Source organism: Citrobacter sp. Cpo074 (genome assembly GCF_030332745.1).
GTDB classification, from domain to species: domain Bacteria; phylum Pseudomonadota; class Gammaproteobacteria; order Enterobacterales; family Enterobacteriaceae; genus Citrobacter; species Citrobacter portucalensis.
On record NZ_JAOWHG010000027.1, the window covers coordinates 909,932 to 928,839 of the forward strand.

General features: G+C 49.1%; 21 protein-coding genes, 1 tRNA gene and 1 other RNA gene. 7 read left to right on the forward strand and 16 right to left on the reverse strand.

Annotation, left to right across the window (positions count from 1 at the left end):
* Positions 1-116 precede the first annotated feature (116 nt).
* Entirely contained in the window at positions 117-1,277 is a 1,161-nt protein-coding gene (gene mdoC / locus OGX83_RS08980) for a glucans biosynthesis protein MdoC (RefSeq protein WP_032942947.1), read from the forward strand.
* A gap of 19 nt (positions 1,278-1,296) precedes the next feature.
* Here mdoC and OGX83_RS08985 read toward each other — a convergent pair whose 3' ends face one another.
* From OGX83_RS08985 to csgB, 6 genes are all read right to left on the reverse strand, one after another.
* Positions 1,297-2,787 carry a phospholipase D family protein gene (locus OGX83_RS08985; protein ID WP_204191349.1) on the reverse strand — a complete coding sequence of 497 codons (1,491 nt, stop codon included), beginning with the start codon at positions 2,785-2,787 and terminating at the stop codon, positions 1,297-1,299.
* On the reverse strand, positions 2,720-3,262 hold the full coding sequence (ymdB, locus tag OGX83_RS08990; RefSeq protein ID WP_286587832.1) for an O-acetyl-ADP-ribose deacetylase: 543 nt from the start codon (positions 3,260-3,262) through the stop codon (positions 2,720-2,722). The genes OGX83_RS08985 and ymdB overlap by 68 nt, the downstream gene beginning before the upstream one ends.
* Positions 3,263-3,362: 100 nt before the next feature.
* The gene (locus OGX83_RS08995; protein ID WP_057069114.1) at positions 3,363-3,683 is read right to left on the reverse strand and encodes a YmdA family protein; all 321 of its coding nucleotides are present in this window, start codon (positions 3,681-3,683) and stop codon (positions 3,363-3,365) included.
* A gap of 150 nt (positions 3,684-3,833) precedes the next feature.
* Positions 3,834-4,166 (reverse strand): curli assembly chaperone CsgC, encoded by a 333-nt coding sequence (gene csgC, locus OGX83_RS09000; protein ID WP_286574442.1) that lies wholly within the window; start codon positions 4,164-4,166, stop codon positions 3,834-3,836.
* A 60-nt stretch (positions 4,167-4,226) separates the two neighbouring features.
* On the reverse strand, positions 4,227-4,676 hold the full coding sequence (csgA, locus tag OGX83_RS09005) for a curli major subunit CsgA (RefSeq protein ID WP_008784338.1): 450 nt from the start codon (positions 4,674-4,676) through the stop codon (positions 4,227-4,229).
* Positions 4,677-4,716: 40 nt separating this feature from the next.
* Complete coding sequence (csgB, locus tag OGX83_RS09010) at positions 4,717-5,172, reverse strand: curli minor subunit CsgB (protein ID WP_032941802.1); 456 nt, start codon at positions 5,170-5,172, stop codon at positions 4,717-4,719.
* A gap of 760 nt (positions 5,173-5,932) precedes the next feature.
* On the opposite strand from csgB, the gene csgD reads away from it, so the two are divergent.
* Genes csgD through csgG form a run of 4 tightly spaced genes read left to right on the forward strand, consistent with a single transcriptional unit; the run spans position 5,933 to position 8,284 of the window.
* A complete protein-coding gene (gene csgD / locus OGX83_RS09015) occupies positions 5,933-6,583 on the forward strand; it encodes a biofilm master transcriptional regulator CsgD (RefSeq protein WP_003832092.1) in 651 nt (216 codons plus the stop codon).
* Positions 6,584-6,587: 4 nt separating this feature from the next.
* A complete protein-coding gene (csgE, locus tag OGX83_RS09020; RefSeq protein ID WP_008784336.1) occupies positions 6,588-6,986 on the forward strand; it encodes a curli production assembly/transport protein CsgE in 399 nt (132 codons plus the stop codon).
* A 25-nt stretch (positions 6,987-7,011) separates the two neighbouring features.
* Positions 7,012-7,425, forward strand: a complete 414-nt coding sequence (gene csgF / locus OGX83_RS09025) for a curli production assembly/transport protein CsgF (protein WP_003832089.1) — start codon at positions 7,012-7,014, stop codon at positions 7,423-7,425.
* Positions 7,426-7,450: 25 nt separating this feature from the next.
* Positions 7,451-8,284: a curli production assembly/transport protein CsgG gene (gene csgG, locus OGX83_RS09030; protein ID WP_003036082.1), complete on the forward strand. Its 834-nt coding sequence runs from the start codon at positions 7,451-7,453 to the stop codon at positions 8,282-8,284.
* A 46-nt stretch (positions 8,285-8,330) separates the two neighbouring features.
* On the opposite strand, the gene OGX83_RS09035 is transcribed toward csgG, so the two are convergent.
* The 4 genes from OGX83_RS09035 to ghrA form a co-directional block, all read right to left on the reverse strand.
* Complete coding sequence (locus OGX83_RS09035; RefSeq protein WP_071444799.1) at positions 8,331-8,813, reverse strand: DUF1097 domain-containing protein; 483 nt, start codon at positions 8,811-8,813, stop codon at positions 8,331-8,333.
* A 101-nt stretch (positions 8,814-8,914) separates the two neighbouring features.
* The gene (locus tag OGX83_RS09040) at positions 8,915-9,469 is read right to left on the reverse strand and encodes a TorD/DmsD family molecular chaperone (RefSeq protein WP_003832084.1); all 555 of its coding nucleotides are present in this window, start codon (positions 9,467-9,469) and stop codon (positions 8,915-8,917) included.
* 23 nt (positions 9,470-9,492) lie between these two features.
* On the reverse strand, positions 9,493-10,230 hold the full coding sequence (locus OGX83_RS09045; RefSeq protein ID WP_008784332.1) for a phosphatase: 738 nt from the start codon (positions 10,228-10,230) through the stop codon (positions 9,493-9,495).
* Between the two features lie 210 nt (positions 10,231-10,440).
* A complete protein-coding gene (gene ghrA, locus OGX83_RS09050) occupies positions 10,441-11,379 on the reverse strand; it encodes a glyoxylate/hydroxypyruvate reductase GhrA (RefSeq protein WP_286587833.1) in 939 nt (312 codons plus the stop codon).
* 236 nt (positions 11,380-11,615) lie between these two features.
* Between ghrA and OGX83_RS09055 the strand changes: the two genes are divergently transcribed.
* Both OGX83_RS09055 and OGX83_RS09060 read left to right on the forward strand, forming a co-directional pair.
* Positions 11,616-11,703, forward strand: a tRNA-Ser gene (locus tag OGX83_RS09055).
* Positions 11,704-11,930: 227 nt separating this feature from the next.
* A non-coding RNA gene (locus OGX83_RS09060) (RtT sRNA) lies at positions 11,931-12,067 on the forward strand.
* A 326-nt stretch (positions 12,068-12,393) separates the two neighbouring features.
* Here OGX83_RS09060 and phoH read toward each other — a convergent pair.
* From phoH to putP, 6 genes are all read right to left on the reverse strand, one after another.
* Positions 12,394-13,182, reverse strand: a complete 789-nt coding sequence (gene phoH, locus OGX83_RS09065) for a phosphate starvation-inducible protein PhoH (protein ID WP_003832078.1) — start codon at positions 13,180-13,182, stop codon at positions 12,394-12,396.
* On the reverse strand, positions 13,161-13,457 hold the full coding sequence (locus tag OGX83_RS09070; RefSeq protein ID WP_172111178.1) for a hypothetical protein: 297 nt from the start codon (positions 13,455-13,457) through the stop codon (positions 13,161-13,163). The genes phoH and OGX83_RS09070 overlap by 22 nt, the downstream gene beginning before the upstream one ends.
* Before the next feature lie 247 nt (positions 13,458-13,704).
* Entirely contained in the window at positions 13,705-14,988 is a 1,284-nt protein-coding gene (gene efeB / locus OGX83_RS09075; protein WP_008784328.1) for an iron uptake transporter deferrochelatase/peroxidase subunit, read from the reverse strand.
* Positions 14,989-14,993: 5 nt separating this feature from the next.
* Positions 14,994-16,121, reverse strand: a complete 1,128-nt coding sequence (efeO, locus tag OGX83_RS09080; protein ID WP_219988356.1) for an iron uptake system protein EfeO — start codon at positions 16,119-16,121, stop codon at positions 14,994-14,996.
* Between the two features lie 58 nt (positions 16,122-16,179).
* Positions 16,180-17,013 carry an iron uptake transporter permease EfeU gene (gene efeU / locus OGX83_RS09085; RefSeq protein ID WP_003036041.1) on the reverse strand — a complete coding sequence of 278 codons (834 nt, stop codon included), beginning with the start codon at positions 17,011-17,013 and terminating at the stop codon, positions 16,180-16,182.
* A 213-nt stretch (positions 17,014-17,226) separates the two neighbouring features.
* Entirely contained in the window at positions 17,227-18,735 is a 1,509-nt protein-coding gene (gene putP / locus OGX83_RS09090; RefSeq protein ID WP_032942939.1) for a sodium/proline symporter PutP, read from the reverse strand.
* Between the last annotated feature and the right edge of the window lie 173 nt (positions 18,736-18,908).

Consider the following 18,908-nt stretch of genomic DNA (forward strand, 5'->3'; position numbering starts at 1 on the left):
CACTTTGCGTGCTTATCCTGGAGACAGGTTGTTGGACTTCGTGTAGGGTTGCCCTCGAATGTAACCATTATTCGTCTTAGGGATAAGACGAAAAGTCTGAGAATACGTAACTGTCTATGAGCTCTGTATCACCACCACGTGAATATTTTCTTGACTCCATCCGTGCCTGGCTAATGTTGTTAGGGATCCCATTCCATATTTCATTGATCTACTCCACCCACACCTGGCACGTGAACAGCGCAGAACCTTCGTGGTGGTTAACCCTTTTTAACGACTTTATCCATGCATTTCGCATGCAGGTCTTCTTTGTCATTTCAGGTTATTTTTCCTACATGCTTTTTTTGCGCTATCCGTTAAAACGCTGGTGGAAGGTGCGTGTAGAACGCGTGGGGATCCCCATGCTGACCGCGATTCCGCTGCTTACACTGCCGCAATTTATCATGCTGCAATACGTGAAAGGGAAAGCAGACAGCTGGCATACCCTCAGCGGCTATGACAAATACAATGCGCTGGCCTGGGAGCTGATTTCCCATCTGTGGTTTTTACTGGTTCTGGTGGTGTTAACGACCCTGAGCATGTGGGTGTTTACCCAGATGAAAAACAGACTATCGCGTGGAGACGGTACCCCTGCATCGGGGGTGTCAATGACCAAATTAACGCTGATTTTTATATTGTTGGGTGTCGGCTATGCCGCCGTCAGAAGAACGATTTTCATCCTCTACCCTTCGATTCTCAGCGATGGCATGTTTAATTTTATCGTTATGCAAACGCTGTTCTATGTGCCTTTCTTTATGCTCGGTGCGCTGGCGTTTATCAATCCGAATCTGAAAGCACTGTTTACCACGCCATCGCGCGGCTGCACGCTAGGCGCCGCATTCGCATTTGTCGCATACCTGCTCAATCAACGTTACGGCAACGGCGATGCCTGGATGTATGAAACCGAATATGTCATTACCATGGTCATGGGGCTATGGATGGTGAATGTCGTCTTTTCGCTTGGCCACCGTTTACTGAATTTCCAGTCGGCTCGCGTGACCTATTTTGTCAACGCGTCGCTGTTCATCTATTTGGTGCACCACCCGTTAACGCTGTTTTTTGGCGCGTATATCACACCGCATATCAAGTCGAATCTGCTGGGTTTTCTCTGCGGTCTGCTTTTTGTGGTTGGAATTGCGGTCATACTGTACGAAATCCATTTACGGATCCCGGTGCTGAAGTTTCTCTTTTCGGGTAAACCGCCCATTAAGCAGGACAAAAACAAGGCGGTAGCCGGTTAGTTTTCTTGCATTGAATGGTTCAGAGCAGCCATTCAATGGGCAACACGGATGCAAGCCTCACCAGAACCCGCTTCCAGAATCCTGTAGCGGGTTCTTTTTTCAGTACCTGTTCGCTGCCAGAAAGCCGATCAACCCAGTTGATTCTGCCCCAACGGTCAAGACGTAGTTGCCAGGCCATGTCACGCTGACTTTGCATAAAACGTTTATGAATCAACTCGGCCAGTACTTCACTCTCAATCACAAACCCCATTTCCGTATTGAGCAGCGTTGAACGGGGATCAAAATTAAGCGAACCGATAAACACTTTACGACCGTCAATACTGAAGGTTTTCGCATGCAGGCTGGAGCCTGAATTACCGGTTAATCCCCGGTCATGAACTGCTGAAACGCGATCGCGGGTTGGTTTGAGCTCGTATAACTCCACACCGTAGCGCAAGAGTTTTTTTCGCCAGCGCGCGTAGCCTGCGTGAACAACCGCGACATCATTCGCTGCCAGAGAATTAGTTAAAATTGCGATCTTAACGCCTTTTCTCACCAGTCTCAGGAGCTGCGCCACACCGGCGCGAGTTGGTACAAAGTAGGCGGAAATAATATCAATACGCTCGGTCGGAGATCCCATCACGTCAAACAAACGCTGTGGTAATAGTGAGTGGCGCGGCGCTTTCCCCTCTCCTTTTGCAGGATCATCACTCAGCAAGCGCGTTTTCGCCCAAATTAGCGGCAGCGACCTCTGATCGAGATGGGTCATAAACTGGCTGGTTTCCAGCTTATGTAGATAGCGACGCGTGATGTCATCATTATACCAGGATTCGGGAAGTTCGATTTTTTGCGTAGAAGCTGGTTCAGCCACCTCAAGTACGTTTTGCAATGTTGAAACCGAGCGGCAGTGCCAGTAACGGTCAAAGTCGTCTGCAACATCCTGGACAACCGGTCCAATTGCCATAACGTCCAGATCGGAAAACAGTGGTTGTTCGCCTGCGCCAAAATAGGCATCGCCTATATTTCGCCCCCCCACAAGAGTTACGACGCCGTCAGCGGTATAACTTTTGTTGTGCATACGCCGATTCAACCGGGCAAAATCGGTTAAATAGCCCAGGGCACGCAGGATGCGAAAGGAAAAGGGATTAAACAGGCGGACTTCAATATTAGGGTGATTGTCCAGCAAACGCAGCGTGTCATCCAGACCTGGCGTGTTGTTATCATCCAGCAACAAACGCACCCGGACGCCCCGCTTCGCTGCGGCCAGCAAAACGGAAAATAACAATAGCCCGGACATGTCGCTTTCCCAGATGTAATACTGAACATCCAGGGTACGTTCCGCCATTTCCGTCAACCGATAGCGAGCAGCAAACGCATCCAGGCTGTCATCCAACGTCAGAATGCCGCATTCTCCCGGGTGGTTTACGCATAGCGGCGTGATGGCACGCTCAAGTCGCGTCATATCAGTCCGTGCGTTCATCGCCTTGTTGGGTAAGTAATCTCTTGTATAGTCGAGCGTTTTCTTCATCAAAGCACACGAAGTATATTTGATCGGGAAGCGTACGTCGGGTGATAAATTTCAACACCGTTTTCACCGCGATCTCTGCCGCTGCAGCACGTGGGTAACCATAAGCTCCGGTGCTTATAGCTGGAAAAGCAATGGATTGATAACCATTGGCTAAGGCCAGTTGCAATGTATTTAGATAGGCCTCTTCAAGTCGTTCAGCCTCGTGGTGATCACCGCCTTGCCAGACGGGTCCTACGGTGTGAATAACTGCTTTTGCCGGAAGCGCTCCAGCCAACGTGATAACGGCATGCCCGGTCGGGCATTCTCCCTGTTGTTGTATAACCTGTTTGCAGGACTCCAACAACGCAGGCCCGGCAGCACGATGAATTGCGCCATCGACTCCACCTCCTCCCAGTAACGAGGAGTTGGCCGCATTGACGATCACATCTACCGCGATCGTCGTAATGTCGCCCTGTAACACATGAACACGCGATTGCATAAGTTCCCCCTGACAAAACACTCTCCGTTAAGTGTACAGCAGGGTTTTCCTTGAAATCTCACTTTTTAGCCATAAGCGTGCATACCTACGCCAGAATGATTCATTTATATTCAATATTCAGAATAGCCATGCTTTTCTGTTCATTGAGGTAATGCATTTTCACCGTGGCAATTTGTTGCACACTCTGAGGCGCTGTCGTGACCTGTTGCAGGTCGTAGAGACTATTACTCATCGTGCCATCACGCATACATGACAATTCAATCTGTTGTTGTCGAGTGTTAACGTCGCAAGGTGCTTCAACTATTGCACCACGAAAATGAATAACCCCGCCGGGTAAGATTTGCGTCGCCATTGCGGGGAGGGTGAAAAGAGAAAAAGCCCACAAACCGGTATTTAAAATACGCTTTAATAATGTACACATAAGGGTTCCTCAATGATTAATCATCCTTGAGGGATCGCAATGATCCTTCACCGCTGCGAGTTACGATCAAATAAACCGTTTGTTCGTTTCTATATTCATAGAACAGCACTGCACTCCCAGCCACACCCTTAATGCAAATCCGGCAAAAAATTATGGGTGACTGTTTGAGTCAGGCCATTGTTGCGACAGATGCAGAGACTGCCCGTCAGAAACGGTAACGATAATTTTGACCGAATCCTCCGGTGAAATATTAAAGCTCATTTTTGTTAATTCAATTGGCCGATTAGCAGGGACCGAAAGGCTTGTTTTCTGCTGTGACTGACTTTGTCCGCCCTTTCCTTTACGTATGGCAAGGACTTGCACTTCACATACGCACGGTTGAGCTAATGTCACCTGAGGAATAATGGTGTACATGTCACCTTGCTGAGTTGTATTGAATGTTATTTGATTTGCCAACGCGGCAATGAGTAATAGCGTGTGCATAATATTCTCCCGAAAAAAAACAGGGCTTTCGCCCTGTTTATTATCAGTCAGAAAACTGAATTAGTGCTGGTTAGCTGTAGCATTGTTGCCATAACCAACCTGCTGAATCAGCACATTGGAGTCAGACGCTGTCTGATTAACCACAGCACCGTTACGACCACCGAACTGAGTTACGCTGATATCAGCATTTTTTGCATTCCACTGATTGATATCAGCACTGTTCTGGAAGCCGGTCTGTTTCAGGCTAATGGTACTGTCATCAGCACCTTGGCCGACGGTCGCACCGTTACCATGTCCGTGTTGTGTGATAGTCACGTCTGATTTACGTGCATCACTTTGCAGCGCATTCGCAACGTTACTAGAACCAAATTGGTAAATACTCATTGAAGAGTCTGGGCCATAGTTGCTACCGCCACCATGATGATTACCGCCCCATTGCGGAACAACACCTGCCAGAGCACTGCCAGAAACTACGATTGCTGCGAATGCTGCCACTTTTAAAAGTTTCATGGTAAACCCCCATCGGATTGATTTAAACGTCGTTTATGGATTAGCGTTGAGTAACGCGAATTGCCATTTGCGACTGTCTCTGCACCACAACTGCTGTTTTTTGTGTACCGTACTGGGTAATATTGGCTTTATTACCAGAGCCTTTCTGGATAATCATCGCCGTATTACCGTAAGAGCTTTGTTTAATACTCGCATCATTAGAGCTACCCGTTTGATCAATATATGCAAAGTTATTTGATCCCGTCTGGTCTGTTTTCGCCCGGTTACCTGAACCTTCTTGCGAAATGACCGACAATAACTTGGTGCCCTCCTGGCGAGTATTTGCACTATTAGCAGTACCAACCTGACCAATAATGGCTGCCTGATTAAATGAAGACTTACTTAATTCATTTACCGCAAAGTTATATTCTGAATTAGCTAAATCATAACTGGTTGCGGATGCAATCCCAGGCACTCCCAGTATTGTAAACATCATAAATAACAACTTGTTTTTCATGTTGTCACCCTGGACCTGGTCGTACATGAAGTTAAATTAATTACCACTCAAATTGTTGTTAACATGACTTACATTTGTTAACGCCACGTTACGATGAAGAGTATGTCCGTGGAAACATTTTAAATAACTCACCCGCGAGTGGTATTTTTATATCCGGATTCACACCAAAGTACTAATTAACAGTGAATAACACCGCTTCAGGTCTGGCTTTTATTTTTATTTTGCTATCAGTAATGAATTTCTATGCAGTCACTGAGAAAGTGCATTTTGCACGATATCAGGGCCTCTCAGTACAACGTCGAGATAGACATCGGTACAAGTCGTGACAAAGGTCATTTTTTTCCATCTAAAATTGACCAACGTAAATTGAGACAAGGATTTTAGAATTCATTAGAAATCTAAAACTCAACATCTATTAATTAACTGACTTAAAATCAATGTGTTACTATAATTTGTATGATTTTTTAAATCTATGCAGCAAAGGTAAAATGTACAACTTTCCTATCAAATCTAAACTCTAATAAAACCATAAAATCACATTTCAATATATAATTTTACAAGTTGTTACATGTTTAACACTTGCTTTAAGATTTGTAATAGCTAGATTGAAATCAGTTGAAGTCCATTTGTTTTAATATTTTCACCCCTTTGGGTCGATATTTTATATCTACACAGCAGTGCAACATCTGTCAGTACTTCTGGTGCCTCTATTTTAGTAGAGACAGCTGTCAGGTGTGCGACTAAAAAGTGGAGTTTCATCATGTTTAATGAAGTCCATAGTATTCATGGTCATACATTATTGTTGATCACAAAACCTTCTTTGCAGGCAACTGCATTATTACAGCATTTAAAACAATCACTGGCACTCACCGGAAAACTACATAATATTCAACGTTCTCTGGATGATATATCCTCCAGCTGCATTGTTTTACTGGATATGATGGAGGCAGATAAAAAACTGATCCATTACTGGCAAGATAATTTGAGTAGAAAAAACAACAATATAAAGACGTTATTGTTGAATACTCCTGATGATTACCCTTATCGGGATATCGAAAACTGGCCGCATATCAATGGTGTTTTTTACGCAACTGAAGACGAGCAGCGTGTCGTAAGCGGCTTGCAGGGTATCTTGCGCGGTGAATGTTACTTCACGCAAAAACTTGCCAGTTATCTGATCACGCACTCTGGAAATTATCGTTATAACAGCACGGAGTCGGCACTGCTGACGCACCGTGAAAAAGAGATCCTTAATAAATTGCGTATCGGCGCCTCAAATATTGAAATCGCTCGTTCACTGTTTATCAGTGAAAATACGGTAAAAACACATCTTTATAATCTTTTCAAAAAGATAGCTGTCAAAAACCGTACGCAGGCGGTCTCATGGGCCAATGATAACCTCAGGCGATAAAGCCATGAAACGGTATTTGACCTGGATTGTGGCAGCAAATTTATTCTTTGCTGCCGGGAGTCTGCACGCAGCGACAACCGTAGAGGTGGAGGTTCCCGGGCTGTTAACTGACCACACTGTCTCTTCAATCGGGCATGATTTTTATCGGGCCTTTAGTGATAAGTGGGAAAGCGAGTACACAGGAAACTTAACCATTAATGAAAGACCCAGTGCGCGTTGGGGAAGTTGGATCACCATAACGGTCAATCAGGACGTTATCTTCCAGACTTTTTTATTTCCGACGAAAAAAGACTTCGACAAAATTGTAGTCTTCGCATTGGCACAAACTGAGGAAGCATTAAATCGCCGGCAAATAGATCAAACACTATTAAGCACAAGCGATTTAGCGCGTGATGAATTCTAAAACATGATTTTGTCCGGAGGCTTTCATGCGTGTTAAACATGCAGTGGTTTTGCTCATGCTAATTTCACCATTAAGTTGGGCCGGAAACATGACGTTCCAGTTTCGCAACCCAAACTTTGGTGGCAACCCGAATAATGGTGCTTTTCTGTTGAACAGCGCCCAGGCCCAGAACTCATATAAAGATCCAAGCTATGACGATTACGGTATTGAAACCCCGTCAGCTCTGGATAACTTTACTCAGGCGATTCAGTCACAAATTCTCGGTGGCCTACTCACCAACATTAATACCGGTAAACCAGGAAGAATGGTGACCAATGATTTTATCATTGATATCGCCAACCGGGACGGACAACTGCAATTGAATGTCACCGACAGGAAATCGGGGAAAACTTCGACAATTGAAGTGTCGGGTTTACAAACACAGTCGACCGACTTCTAAGTTATAGCCACGAAAGGAAATAATCATGCAGCGTTTACTTATCATGGTGGCAGTAATTTTACTCAGCGGATGTTTAACAGCTCCGCCTCAAGAAGCCGCTAAGCCGACATTAATGCCCCGAGCCCAAAGCTATAAAGACTTGACGCATCTGCCTATGCCTACAGGTAAGATCTTTGTGTCGGTATACAACATTCAGGATGAGACTGGCCAATTTAAACCTTACCCGGCAAGTAACTTCTCAACCGCCGTCCCGCAAAGCGCCACGGCTATGCTTGTCACCGCATTGAAAGATTCTCGTTGGTTCGTCCCACTGGAACGTCAGGGGTTACAGAACTTGCTTAACGAACGCAAAATCATTCGTGCAGCTCAGGAAAACGGTACGGTTGCGATTAATAACCGGATCCCGCTACAGTCCCTGACCGCGGCAAACGTCATGGTGGAAGGGTCAATTATCGGTTATGAAAGCAACGTTAAATCGGGTGGTGTCGGTGCACGTTATTTTGGTATTGGCGCCGATACGCAATACCAGCTCGACCAGATAGCGGTAAACCTGCGCGTAGTTAACGTCAGCACCGGTGAGATCCTGTCGTCAGTGAATACCAGTAAAACCATTCTGTCTTATGAAGTACAGGCTGGGGTGTTCCGCTTTATTGACTACCAGCGTCTGTTGGAAGGTGAAATTGGCTACACCTCTAACGAACCGGTTATGCTTTGTCTGATGTCAGCGATTGAAACGGGCGTCATCTTCCTGATTAATGACGGCATCGATCGCGGATTGTGGGATTTGCAGGATAAGAAACAAGTTGATAATGACATTCTGGTTAAATACCGTCATATGTCGGTACCGCCAGAATCCTGATGGGTCTATACAGCATAAAAAGCGTGAGGAAAACCCTCACGCTTTTTTATTTACTGGTCAGCGTCGGTGATATTCTATTTTCACGGCGAGATGCCAACCACAGACCACTGTTTTTCATTGCATAGCCGAATACGAGGCCCAGTGCCAGTGACGGTACAACCAGTCGCCAGTCGCCCTGCCCTGCAAATGTTGCACATGCGCCAATGAACGTGCCCGGTACAAATGAAAGCAGCCATTGCTTTGCCTGGATACACATCAGAAACGCGACAATTCCTGTCATGACATAACCAATAATGTCCATATGCGGAGCAAGCGCACTACCGTTAATAATCACCAACGCCCACACCACACCGCTTAGCAGCGTACACGCCGAGATCCACAGTCCTTTTAACCCACCTTGCGGGCAGGCGAAATAAGCCGTGCAACCCAGAAAGCCAGCCCAACTGAGTAAACCAAGAGAAACGGCCACCCATCCCCAGATCCCGGAGAGAATGCCCGTTGTGATTGCAATTGAGAGAAGTATGTTCATGCCGCGCATCTTAGCAGAAAAACGGCATGGTAATGAGATCGCGCACACAATTTATGCAAGCTTATAAATTGAGTTGCACCTTTAAGTGACGCACGTCACATTTATTCGTCTGTATCTTCCTGCAATTCGTCCCACATCGCACCAATGGCATCACGCGTCAGCGGTGCTATCGTACGCCAGAAAGGCGTGTTCGCGTGCGCTTCAACTTTACCAAGGAACGTACCGCACCAGGGCAGCAAGTAGTCTACAAACAAGGTTTCAAGCGCCTCACTTTCATCTTCCGCAGACTGGTCCTCAAGCCATGAAGCCGCCAGCAACAGCGTACCAATGTGATCTGCCGGTGTATCAGCAAGCGGCATGCCCCGGGCTGAAAGAAATGCACGAACATCGGATTCTTTCGCCCCTTCTACCCAGGCACTACGATAAGGCGGCACTGCACACTCGTCACCGACAAACAGCGCGTTGTAATCTGCAGCCAACTGGGGCATATCGCAGCTCTTCTGTAAACGGGTGAGCAGTTCGTCCTGTTCCAGCGGCCAGTTGGCGGACAGTTTACCTTCACTAATCAGGGTAAACAGGGGAACCAGTAAAGGGTCCTGCGGTTGGCGGTAAAACAGCGAGCCCAGTACACGACACAGGATAGAAAACTCGTTCATTGATATATTCCAGTTAGTAACAATTACAGTTCAGCAAATTCCGCGATCGGCTCCATGCCTCGCGATTCCAGAAACGCCAATAGACGTTTAGGTGTGACGTTTAAAATTCTGTCTTCAGGGAAATTAACATCATCCAGGATTTTACGGCATTCGCCAAATTCTCCCAGCGTGAAAGCGGTATGTGAATCCGACCCTAACGCCACCCAGCCACCAGCATCACGCACAGCCGCAGCAACCGCACGGCAATTATCCTCACTGCCCTTACGCGAATGCAAAAACGAAGAGTTATTGATTTCCAGTGCGACCTGGTACTTTGCCGCCGCCTGCGCAATTGCTTTAATATCAACAGGATATTTGGGATTTCCCGGATGACTGATGATGTGCACATTACCGCTGGCCATCGTAGCTATCATTGCCTGGGTATTGGTGTCTTTATCGTGAGGTGCAAAAACCGGCTCATGGAAGCCCGCAATAATGAGGTCCAGGGAGGTAAACATCGGACCTGAACAGTCAATTTCACCTTCAATATTCTTAATATTGGCTTCTATTCCGCGCAGGATCCCCACGCCATCCACGACACGCGGCCAAATACGCATATTGATAAAGTGCCAGTGGTGAGGCGCATCCGCCATGTCCGGTCCATGATCGGTAATGGCAAACAGCTTGATGCCTTTGCGACGAGCTTCCGCGATGTAATCACTTAAGGTGCTGTAGGCGTGGGTGCTGGCGACGGTATGCATATGCAGGTCAACGGGATACATAACTCTCTCCTGTAGTCATTTTCCGTCAAGGATAGCAGGTATCGCCGCCATTAATACCCTAAAAATTCGAGTCGCAGGCAGGTGGCAAGGGAGTGATACCCGAATCACTTACTTAAGTAAGTGATTCGGGTGAACAACCGTAGCCAACGCACATGCAGCTTGAAGTATGACGGGTATTTTAGCTGAAACCCGGTACTTGCCGGGTTACCATTAATATCCCCGAACGCGATTGACCTGACCTGTTACGACTTGCCCGCTCTCCAGGTTCATAATCGTGCGGGAGATATAGTCCACCGCTTCTGCCGGACGGGTAACTGCGGCAATATGTGGCGTCATCGCCACACGCGGATGTTTCCATAATGGGCTGTTTTCTGGCAGCGGTTCACGACTATAAACATCCAGCATGGCCCCCTTCACCTTGCCGCTTTCCAGCGATGCCAGAAGATCGTCTTCATTGAGATGAACACCGCGTGCAAGGTTCAGCACGTAGGCGCCATCCTGCAATTGGCTAAGTAAATCAGCGTTAATAATGCCTACGGTTTCTGCCGTATTAGGCAGAAGGTTGATCAGCACGCGAGTTTGACTCAAAAATGCGCCCAGTTCCTCAGTACCGGCGAAGCTTTCCACGCCAGACCAGGATTTACGCGTACGACTCCAGCAGCGCAGTGGGAATCCCCATGCTTGCAGGCTTTCGGCAACTTTTGCGCCCAATACCCCTGCCCCCATGATCCCGACGGTAAACTCCTCGCGAGTATATTCTGGCAACGGTTGCCATTTCGCCTGATTTTTCAATGCCTGATAATCATCAAAGCGACGAAACCAGTGCAGCACTTGACTGACCGCATATTCCTGCATTTGCAGGCCCATACCCGTATCTTCCAGACGGAAAAGCGGGATCGACGCATCCAACATTTCCGGATGAACATTGAGTTTACTGAGAATAGAATCGACGCCCGCGCCCAGCGCAAATACGGCTTTTAATTTTCGTCCTGCGAGCATTTCAACCGGCGGATGCCAGACCAGCGCATAGTCAGCATGTGCATTATCACCCGCTTTCCACTCACGTACGTTCGCACCAGGTATGGCCTTTGCCAACGCATTAATCCACCAGGTCGTATCGAATGTTGGGTGATAGAAAATTATATCCATATTGTCTCCTGAACATTGTTGTGCGGAACTTTCTCGCACTTATTATCATCATTTTTCGAGGGAACATCAGAGTAGCAAATTTTAGGGTGCTGGCAAAAAAAACAATTCCCGCTTATTTATGCTCCATGTTGCTTGAAGTTTGTGTAAATGCACATTTTTTTCAAAAAGTTGATTGACGGCGGGGCGGTGTTTCCCCTACATTAGCGCCCGTTCCGGTAGCACAGGAACAACAATATGGTGAGGTGTCCGAGTGGCTGAAGGAGCACGCCTGGAAAGTGTGTATACGGCAACGTATCGGGGGTTCGAATCCCCCCCTCACCGCCATATTTTAAGAAGAGCTCGTACGAAAGTACGGGCTTTTTTTTCGCATGTTGCACATCTACGGGGGGATGAGAAGCCCCGACCGGGGTTCGACTACTGGCGCAGCCAGTTGGACAGACCGGGAGCGCAGCGAACGGGCTGCCCCGCAGGGGCGAGCAAAGCGAGTCAATCCCCCCCTCACCGCCATATTTTAAGAAGAGCTCGTACGAAAGTACGGGCTTTTTTTTCACATATTGCACATCTGCGGGGGGATGAGAAACCCCGACCGGGGTTCGACTGCTGGCGCAGCCAGCTGGACAGACCGCGAACGGAGTGAGTGGGCTGCCCGAAGGGCGAGCAAAGCGAGTCAATCCCCCCCTCACCGCCATATTTTGAGAAGAGCTCGTACGCAAGTACGGGCTTTTTTTTCGCATGTTGCACATCTGCGGGGGGGATGAGAAGCCCCGACCGGGGTTCGACTGCTGGCACAGCCAGCTGGACAGACCGGGAGCGCAGCGAACGGGCTGCCCCGCAGGGGCGAGTAAAGCGAGTCAATCCCCCCCTCACCGCCATATTTTGAGAAGAGCTCGTACACAAGTACGGGCTTTTTTTTCGCATGTGCACATCTACGGAGGGATGAGAAGCCCCGACCGGTCATGTGCTGGCGTCAAACAACAAAGCCCGGTTTCCCGGGCCTTGAAGACAGAGTACTTATCAGTTGTAAGCGTTGAGCGTCCGCTGACAGAGCGCAGAGCGGACGCAATCGTCTTTGTTGAAACGAACAATCCCAACCATCTCATCTTCTTCGAAACGGGCCAGCGCATCGCTAAGCCCTGAGCGAACGTGAGCTGGTAGATCGCACTGGGTCACATCCCCATTCACAATCACCGTCACATTCTCCCCGAGGCGGGTCAAAAACATCTTCATTTGCGCAGCAGTGACGTTCTGAGCCTCGTCAAGAATGACCACTGCATTTTCAAATGTACGTCCACGCATATAGGCGAACGGCGCGATTTCCACCTTACCAATCTCAGGTCGCAGGCAATATTGCATGAAGGAGGCTCCCAGCCGTTTGACAAGCACGTCATACACGGGGCGAAAATAGGGAGCAAACTTCTCGGAAACATCTCCAGGTAAGAAGCCGAGGTCTTCATCAGCTTGCAGAACTGGACGGGTTACAATGATCCTGTCCACATCTTTATGGATCAGGGCCTCTGCTGCTTTTGCCGCGCTGATCCAGGTTTTACCACACCCGGCTTCACCGGTGGCGAAGATCAGCTGTTTACTCTCGATAGCATTCAGGTAGTGCGCCTGAGCTTCATTCCGCGCCGTGATTGGCGAGGCGTCGCGACTGTCACGCGCCATACCAATCGCTTCTACGCCGCCCATCTGCACAAGCGAGGTGACCGATTCATCTTCACGTTGCTTATGGCTACGCGAATCCCGCCTCAGCACACGTTTTGCTTCACGACGAGCTTTGATCACTGCTTTTTGTCTTCCCATGGATAGCACCTTGAGTTGTAGGTATACATCACACGCGCCGTTGGCGGCACGATTATGCGCACGAACATCTGAGGGTTGGCTTCCTTGTAAGCCATTGCTTGCTTTCGGATAAGACGCCACGCACAGCTACGCGCACCGTACAGGGCGTCAGTTGCGAAGATAAGAAGTGAATGAGAGAGAGATTTAGCGGTGACGAGGAGGCTACCGGAAGAGAAACGTCCGCGTAAGGTACTGCTGTTACTGTGAAAAACGTGTCCAATACAGGACTTTTCCATTCGCGATCTCCATAGTGAATGACAATCACCGCCGGGAACTACCGCTATTACTTATAAGTACATCATAACCTTTCGCTAATGCAACAATATTTTTACTTGTTGTTAACTTAAATTCTATCTTATCACCAGAGACAGTCTCTTGCAGAAAGATGACAGAATTATTTCAGTCGCATACCGATCATAAAAAATAGTTTGTTCCTTCATCAAGATGTCAGGAAAAACCCCGCTGTACTGCGGGGCATAATCATCAGGCTTCAAGCAGAGACTGTCCCAGATAATTATCTGCAGTTTTAACACCCGGCAAAGCAAAGAAATATCCCCCACCAATCGGTTTGACATATTCTTCCAGCGCTTCACCGTTCAGACGTTTCTGCACTGTCAAAAAACCTTTTTCCAGATCGTGTTGATAGCAGACAAACAACAGCCCCATATCCAGCTGACCGGAATTAGTCACACCGAGCGAATAACTGTAGCCACGACGCATCATCAGGCTGGAGTCGGTCTCTTTCGTACGCGGATTTGCGAGACGGATATGGCTGTCGAGCGCAATCACCTCGCCTTCAGGATCGCTGGCATAGTCAGGCACATCATGCTCATGCTGCATACCCAGCGGTGCGCCGGTGTGTTTATCGCGACCAAAAATCGTTTGCTGCTCTTTCAGCGGCGTACGATCCCAGAACTCAACGCGAAACTGAATGAGCCTGACGGCCTGATAGCTTCCGCCTTGTGCCCAGGCAGGCTCGCCCTGCCCGTCCGTAACCCACACCACGTCTTGCATCAACTTCGCATCCGTAGCGTCCGGATTCGCGGTGCCGTCTTTAAAGCCAAGCAAATTGACCGGGGTCTCTTTGCCTTTACTACGTGCGGCGTGGTCGGAAATAAAACCTTCACGTTTCCAGCGCACGCTAAGGAGATCGGGCGTATGTTTAATGATATCGCGCAACGCGTGGATGACAGTGTCCTGGGTGTTGGCACAAATCTGCAGCAGCACATCGCCATGACACAGCGCCGCATCCAGTGAATCATTCGGGAAACGGGTCATTTTTTGCAGCTTTTTCGGCATCTGCGATTTCAGGCCATAGCGTTCATCGAACAGCGAGGAGCCGACTGACAACGTCATCGTCAGGTTGTCTGGCGCAATGTATGCGCCGAGGATACCGGAATCCATAGGGGGGAGACGCGGATTCGGCGTATCCGGCGCCGGTCCACCGGTGGTCAGAAACGCAAACCGGCTGGTCAGCAACCGGAATAAACGCTCAAGATCGGCCTTGTCGCTGGCGAGAACATCGAATGCCACCAGCATCATTGATGCCTGCTGCGGCGTCAGGATCCCCGCCTGATGCTGACCATAAAACGGCTGCGCTTCACTACGTGCATCCGGAGACAACGTGCCCGGCGCGCTTTGTGGTTTTTGCGCGTGGGCAACCGGACACCCACCCGCCAGCGCCAGCGCCCCACCCAGGGCGCCCATCCCTTTCAGTAAACGTCGGCGTGACGGTTCGCTCACGCCGTTTTCATTATCTTGCTGCATAGTGCTTAATCCAGACCCAGAACACCGCGTAATTGCGACAAATCTTCCGCCAGCGTCGTGATTGGCCCTTTCAGCGCATTACGATCGGCATCAGTCAGTTTGTCATAGGTTTCAAAGCCATCTTTGGTACGGTACTTGCTCAGAATGGTATCGACCTTTTTGAAGTTCGCATCCACCTTCGCAAGCAGTTCAGCATTGGATTTTTGCAACTGAGGACGCAGGAGATCGACAATTTTCTGCGCACCATCGACGTTGGCCTGGAAATCCCACAGATCGGTATGGCTATAGCGATCTTCTTCCCCACTGATTTTGCTGGCAGCAACTTCTTCAATCAGTCCCGCTGCCCCGCCAACAACTTTAGACGGTGGGAAAGCCAGCTCGCTAATACGCGTTTGCAGGTCAAGAACATCGCTGTTTAATTGGTCGGCGTACTTATCCATACCTTTGGTGGTATTGTCGCCAAACAGCGCTTTCTCCAGGCGGTGGAAGCCGGTGAATTTAGGATCGGCGGCTTTTTGCTCATAATCATCTTCCCGCGCATCGATGCTGCCGTCGAGATCGGAGAACAGTTCAGCAATCGGTTCAATACGCTCATAATGCTGACGGGTTGGCGCATACAGCGATTTCGCTTTTTCCAGATCGCCTGCTTTAATCGCATCGGTAAAGGCTTTAGTGCCCGCAACCAACTGCGCGGTTTCGGCTGTCACATAGGCTTTGTATTCGGTAATCGCGCCGCTCAGACTCAGCAGAGCCTCGCTTTGCGCGGCATCCGCCGTTGCGCTACCTTTTACGATCAGTTTGCCTTTCGGGTTAGTCAACAGACCGCAGGTCATATCATATTCGCCAGGCTGGAGGTTAGCGGTCATTTTCTGGCTAAAGCCTGGTGCAATGTTTTCGCGCTCTTCAACCACCATAACGCCTTTGAGGATTTCCCACTCCAGCGCTTTCTGGCTATGGTTCTGGATGATGAACTGCGTTTTCCCGGCATTAACCGTGATAGTCATCGGTTCACATTGTTTGTCGTTAACCGTGACTTTCACCTGCGGAATATCGGCAGCTTGTGCATTAAAAGCGGAAACAAACAGCGCGGCGATACCTAACTGCAGCGCACTACGGCGAAAATTAAACGTCATAACCTATCCCTATAAATAAGTATGTTGTAACTAAAAAGTATTCTGCATCGCGTTTTTATCAAGGTGCGGTACGCGATGCCGTAGTGCCTGAACGCGGCGGTAACGCAAACATAATCAACGCCGGAATCAGGTAGATAAACCAGACAGCGACTTCACTAACGCTTGGCGCTTCCTGATAGCCGAAAATGCCTTCCATCAATGTGCCAAACAGTGAATGCGTCGACAGCACGCTGCTCAGGTCAAACGCCACATCCTGAAAATGATTCCACAACCCGGCTTCGTGGAAAGCGCGGATTGCCCCAGCGGCAAGACCGGCAGCCACCAGCAAAATGAACAGGCTGGTCCATTTAAAGAATGCCCCGAGGTTGAGGCGAATACCGCCGAGGTAAATCAGGTAACCCAGTACCACCGCGGTAGCCAGCCCGAGCATCGCGCCTAACGGCGGCCAGATACCTACATCCTGCTGGAATGCTGCCAGCAGGAAGAACACCGATTCCAGCCCTTCACGGGCAACAGCAAAAAAGACCATCATCACCAGCGCCCAGCCGTGATGGTTGCCGCGTTGCAACGCGTTATCGACAGCCTGTTCAAGCTGGACTTTGACGTTGCGCGAAACTTTACGCATCCAGAACACCATCCAGGTGAGGATCACCACGGCAATGACCGCCACGATGCCTTCAAACAGCTCCTGTTCCTTTTGCGGAAATTCACCGGTGGTTTCGTTGATGAAAATCCCTAACGCCAGGCATAACGCCGCCGCCAGCAGAACACCAATCCACATCACACCAATCCATCGACCACGCTGAGTCCGTTTCAGGTAGCTGGCAATCAGGCTGACAATCAGCGCGGCCTCTAACCCTTCGCGCAACATAATTAGAAATGGAACAAACATGCGAAGAACCCTTAAACGTTATTCTCAGTCAATTGATGAAAAGAAAAGTAAATTACAGTGATAGTGATTATCATTACAGCAAAGAAAAACTCAAGCAGAATGTTTTGAGAATGATGACTGAATGTAAAAAGCCAGGCGGGTAATGGTTATAGCAGGTTTACAACGGAAGCAATAAAAAAGCCCGCACGCGGCGGGCTTGAAGACAGAGGCAGATTATTCTGCCTGTAAACGCGATGGCGGAGCTGAGTGATAATGCGCATCAGCCTCGGCAAAACGTTGCTGCATAGCAGTTGAAGGCGCTTTACCCAACAGGCTGAAGACCACAATACCGATGCTGCCGAAAACAAAGCCCGGGATGATTTCATACAGACCCAGCCAGGCAAACTGTTTCCAGACGATTACCGTCACCGCACCGATGATCATCCCTGCCAGCGCGCCGTTGCGGGTCATACGCGACCACATTACGGAGAACAGGACTACCGGACCAAACGCAGCGCCGAAGCCCGCCCAGGCGTAGCTTACCAGACCAAGTACACGGTTCTCCGGGTTCGCCGCCAGCGCGATAGACACCAGCGCCACGACCAACACCATGATGCGGCCAATCCACACCAACTCTTTCTGGCTGGCATTTTTACGCAGGAACGCTTTGTACAAATCTTCGGTGATTGCGCTGGAGCACACCAGCAGCTGGCAGCTCAGGGTCGACATAACCGCAGCGAGGATCGCAGACAGCAGGATACCGGCAATCCACGGGTTGAACAGGATTTGCGCCAGTTCAATAAACACACGCTCGGCGTTCTGGTTAACGGCACCGGCAAGCTGTGGGTTGTTGTTAAAGTAAGCAATACCAAAGAAGCCCACGGCCACAGCACCTGCCAGACACAGAATCATCCAGGCCATGCTAATGCGGCGAGCATGAACGATGCTATGGTGGGAATCTGCAGCCATAAAGCGCGCCAGAATATGCGGCTGACCAAAGTAGCCCAGACCCCAGCCCATCAGGGAAATGATGGCAACAAAATTCAGCCCTTTGAACATGTCCACGTTCTCAATGCTCTTTTGTTTAATCACTTCCAGCGAATCGTCGAATCCACCCACGCCAATGACTACCATCACCGGCGTCAGGATCAAAGCAAAGATCATCAGGCTGGCCTGGACGGTATCGGTCCAGCTAACCGCCAGGAAACCACCAATAAAGGTATAAATGATCGTCGCGGCCGCGCCCGCCCACAGTGCTGTTTCGTAGCTCATGCCAAAGGTGCTTTCAAACAGACGAGCCCCTGCCACAATACCGGAAGCACAATAGATGGTGAAAAACAGCAGAATAACCAGCGCGGAGATAATACGCAGAATTCGGCTTTTATCTTCAAAGCGACCGGTAAAGTAATCCGGTAACGTCAGCGCATTGTTATTGTATTCGGTGTGTACGCGTAAACGTCCGGCCACCAGCTTCCAGTTGATCCAGGCGCCCAAAATAAGGCCGATTGCGATCCAGCTTTCTGAAATCCCCGACAGGAAAATCGCGCCAGGCAGACCCATCAGCAACCAGCCGCTCATGTCAGATGCCCCGGCGGATAACGCGGTCACGAATGGACCCAGACTGCGTCCACCCAGAATGTAATCGTCAAAGTTTTTGGTTGAACGCCATGCAATAAACCCTATCAATATCATGCCGAAAATATAGACACAGAATGTCACTAACATCGGTGTGCTAATAGCCATCAAAACTCTCCAAAATTATGTATCAGCAATGCCGTGGCTTGCCGTTTTATTACCCTGCCGGAACGTGGCAAAGATATCTATGTTGACCAGGGCGACCGTATCCTGCCGGAAGCGATGGTTATTCACAATCGATTTAACACACCATTTACATCAAATTTGATCCAGAGTAGATA

Bases quoted from the DNA above. Each gene is read 5' to 3' on its own strand.
- mdoC (WP_032942947.1), top strand. From the start codon at position 117: ATGAGCTCTGTATCACCACCACGTGAATATTTTCTTGACTCCATCCGT.
- ymdB (WP_286587832.1), bottom strand. From the start codon at position 3,262: ATGCAATCGCGTGTTCATGTGTTACAGGGCGACATTACGACGATCGCG.
- OGX83_RS08995 (WP_057069114.1), bottom strand. From the start codon at position 3,683: ATGTGTACATTATTAAAGCGTATTTTAAATACCGGTTTGTGGGCTTTT.
- csgC (WP_286574442.1), bottom strand. From the start codon at position 4,166: ATGCACACGCTATTACTCATTGCCGCGTTGGCAAATCAAATAACATTC.
- csgA (WP_008784338.1), bottom strand. From the start codon at position 4,676: ATGAAACTTTTAAAAGTGGCAGCATTCGCAGCAATCGTAGTTTCTGGC.
- csgB (WP_032941802.1), bottom strand. From the start codon at position 5,172: ATGAAAAACAAGTTGTTATTTATGATGTTTACAATACTGGGAGTGCCT.
- csgD (WP_003832092.1), top strand. From the start codon at position 5,933: ATGTTTAATGAAGTCCATAGTATTCATGGTCATACATTATTGTTGATC.
- csgE (WP_008784336.1), top strand. From the start codon at position 6,588: ATGAAACGGTATTTGACCTGGATTGTGGCAGCAAATTTATTCTTTGCT.
- csgF (WP_003832089.1), top strand. From the start codon at position 7,012: ATGCGTGTTAAACATGCAGTGGTTTTGCTCATGCTAATTTCACCATTA.
- csgG (WP_003036082.1), top strand. From the start codon at position 7,451: ATGCAGCGTTTACTTATCATGGTGGCAGTAATTTTACTCAGCGGATGT.
- OGX83_RS09035 (WP_071444799.1), bottom strand. From the start codon at position 8,813: ATGAACATACTTCTCTCAATTGCAATCACAACGGGCATTCTCTCCGGG.
- OGX83_RS09040 (WP_003832084.1), bottom strand. From the start codon at position 9,469: ATGAACGAGTTTTCTATCCTGTGTCGTGTACTGGGCTCGCTGTTTTAC.
- OGX83_RS09045 (WP_008784332.1), bottom strand. From the start codon at position 10,230: ATGTATCCCGTTGACCTGCATATGCATACCGTCGCCAGCACCCACGCC.
- ghrA (WP_286587833.1), bottom strand. From the start codon at position 11,379: ATGGATATAATTTTCTATCACCCAACATTCGATACGACCTGGTGGATT.
- phoH (WP_003832078.1), bottom strand. From the start codon at position 13,182: ATGGGAAGACAAAAAGCAGTGATCAAAGCTCGTCGTGAAGCAAAACGT.
- OGX83_RS09070 (WP_172111178.1), bottom strand. From the start codon at position 13,457: ATGGAAAAGTCCTGTATTGGACACGTTTTTCACAGTAACAGCAGTACC.
- efeB (WP_008784328.1), bottom strand. From the start codon at position 14,988: ATGCAGCAAGATAATGAAAACGGCGTGAGCGAACCGTCACGCCGACGT.
- efeO (WP_219988356.1), bottom strand. From the start codon at position 16,121: ATGACGTTTAATTTTCGCCGTAGTGCGCTGCAGTTAGGTATCGCCGCG.
- efeU (WP_003036041.1), bottom strand. From the start codon at position 17,013: ATGTTTGTTCCATTTCTAATTATGTTGCGCGAAGGGTTAGAGGCCGCG.
- putP (WP_032942939.1), bottom strand. From the start codon at position 18,735: ATGGCTATTAGCACACCGATGTTAGTGACATTCTGTGTCTATATTTTC.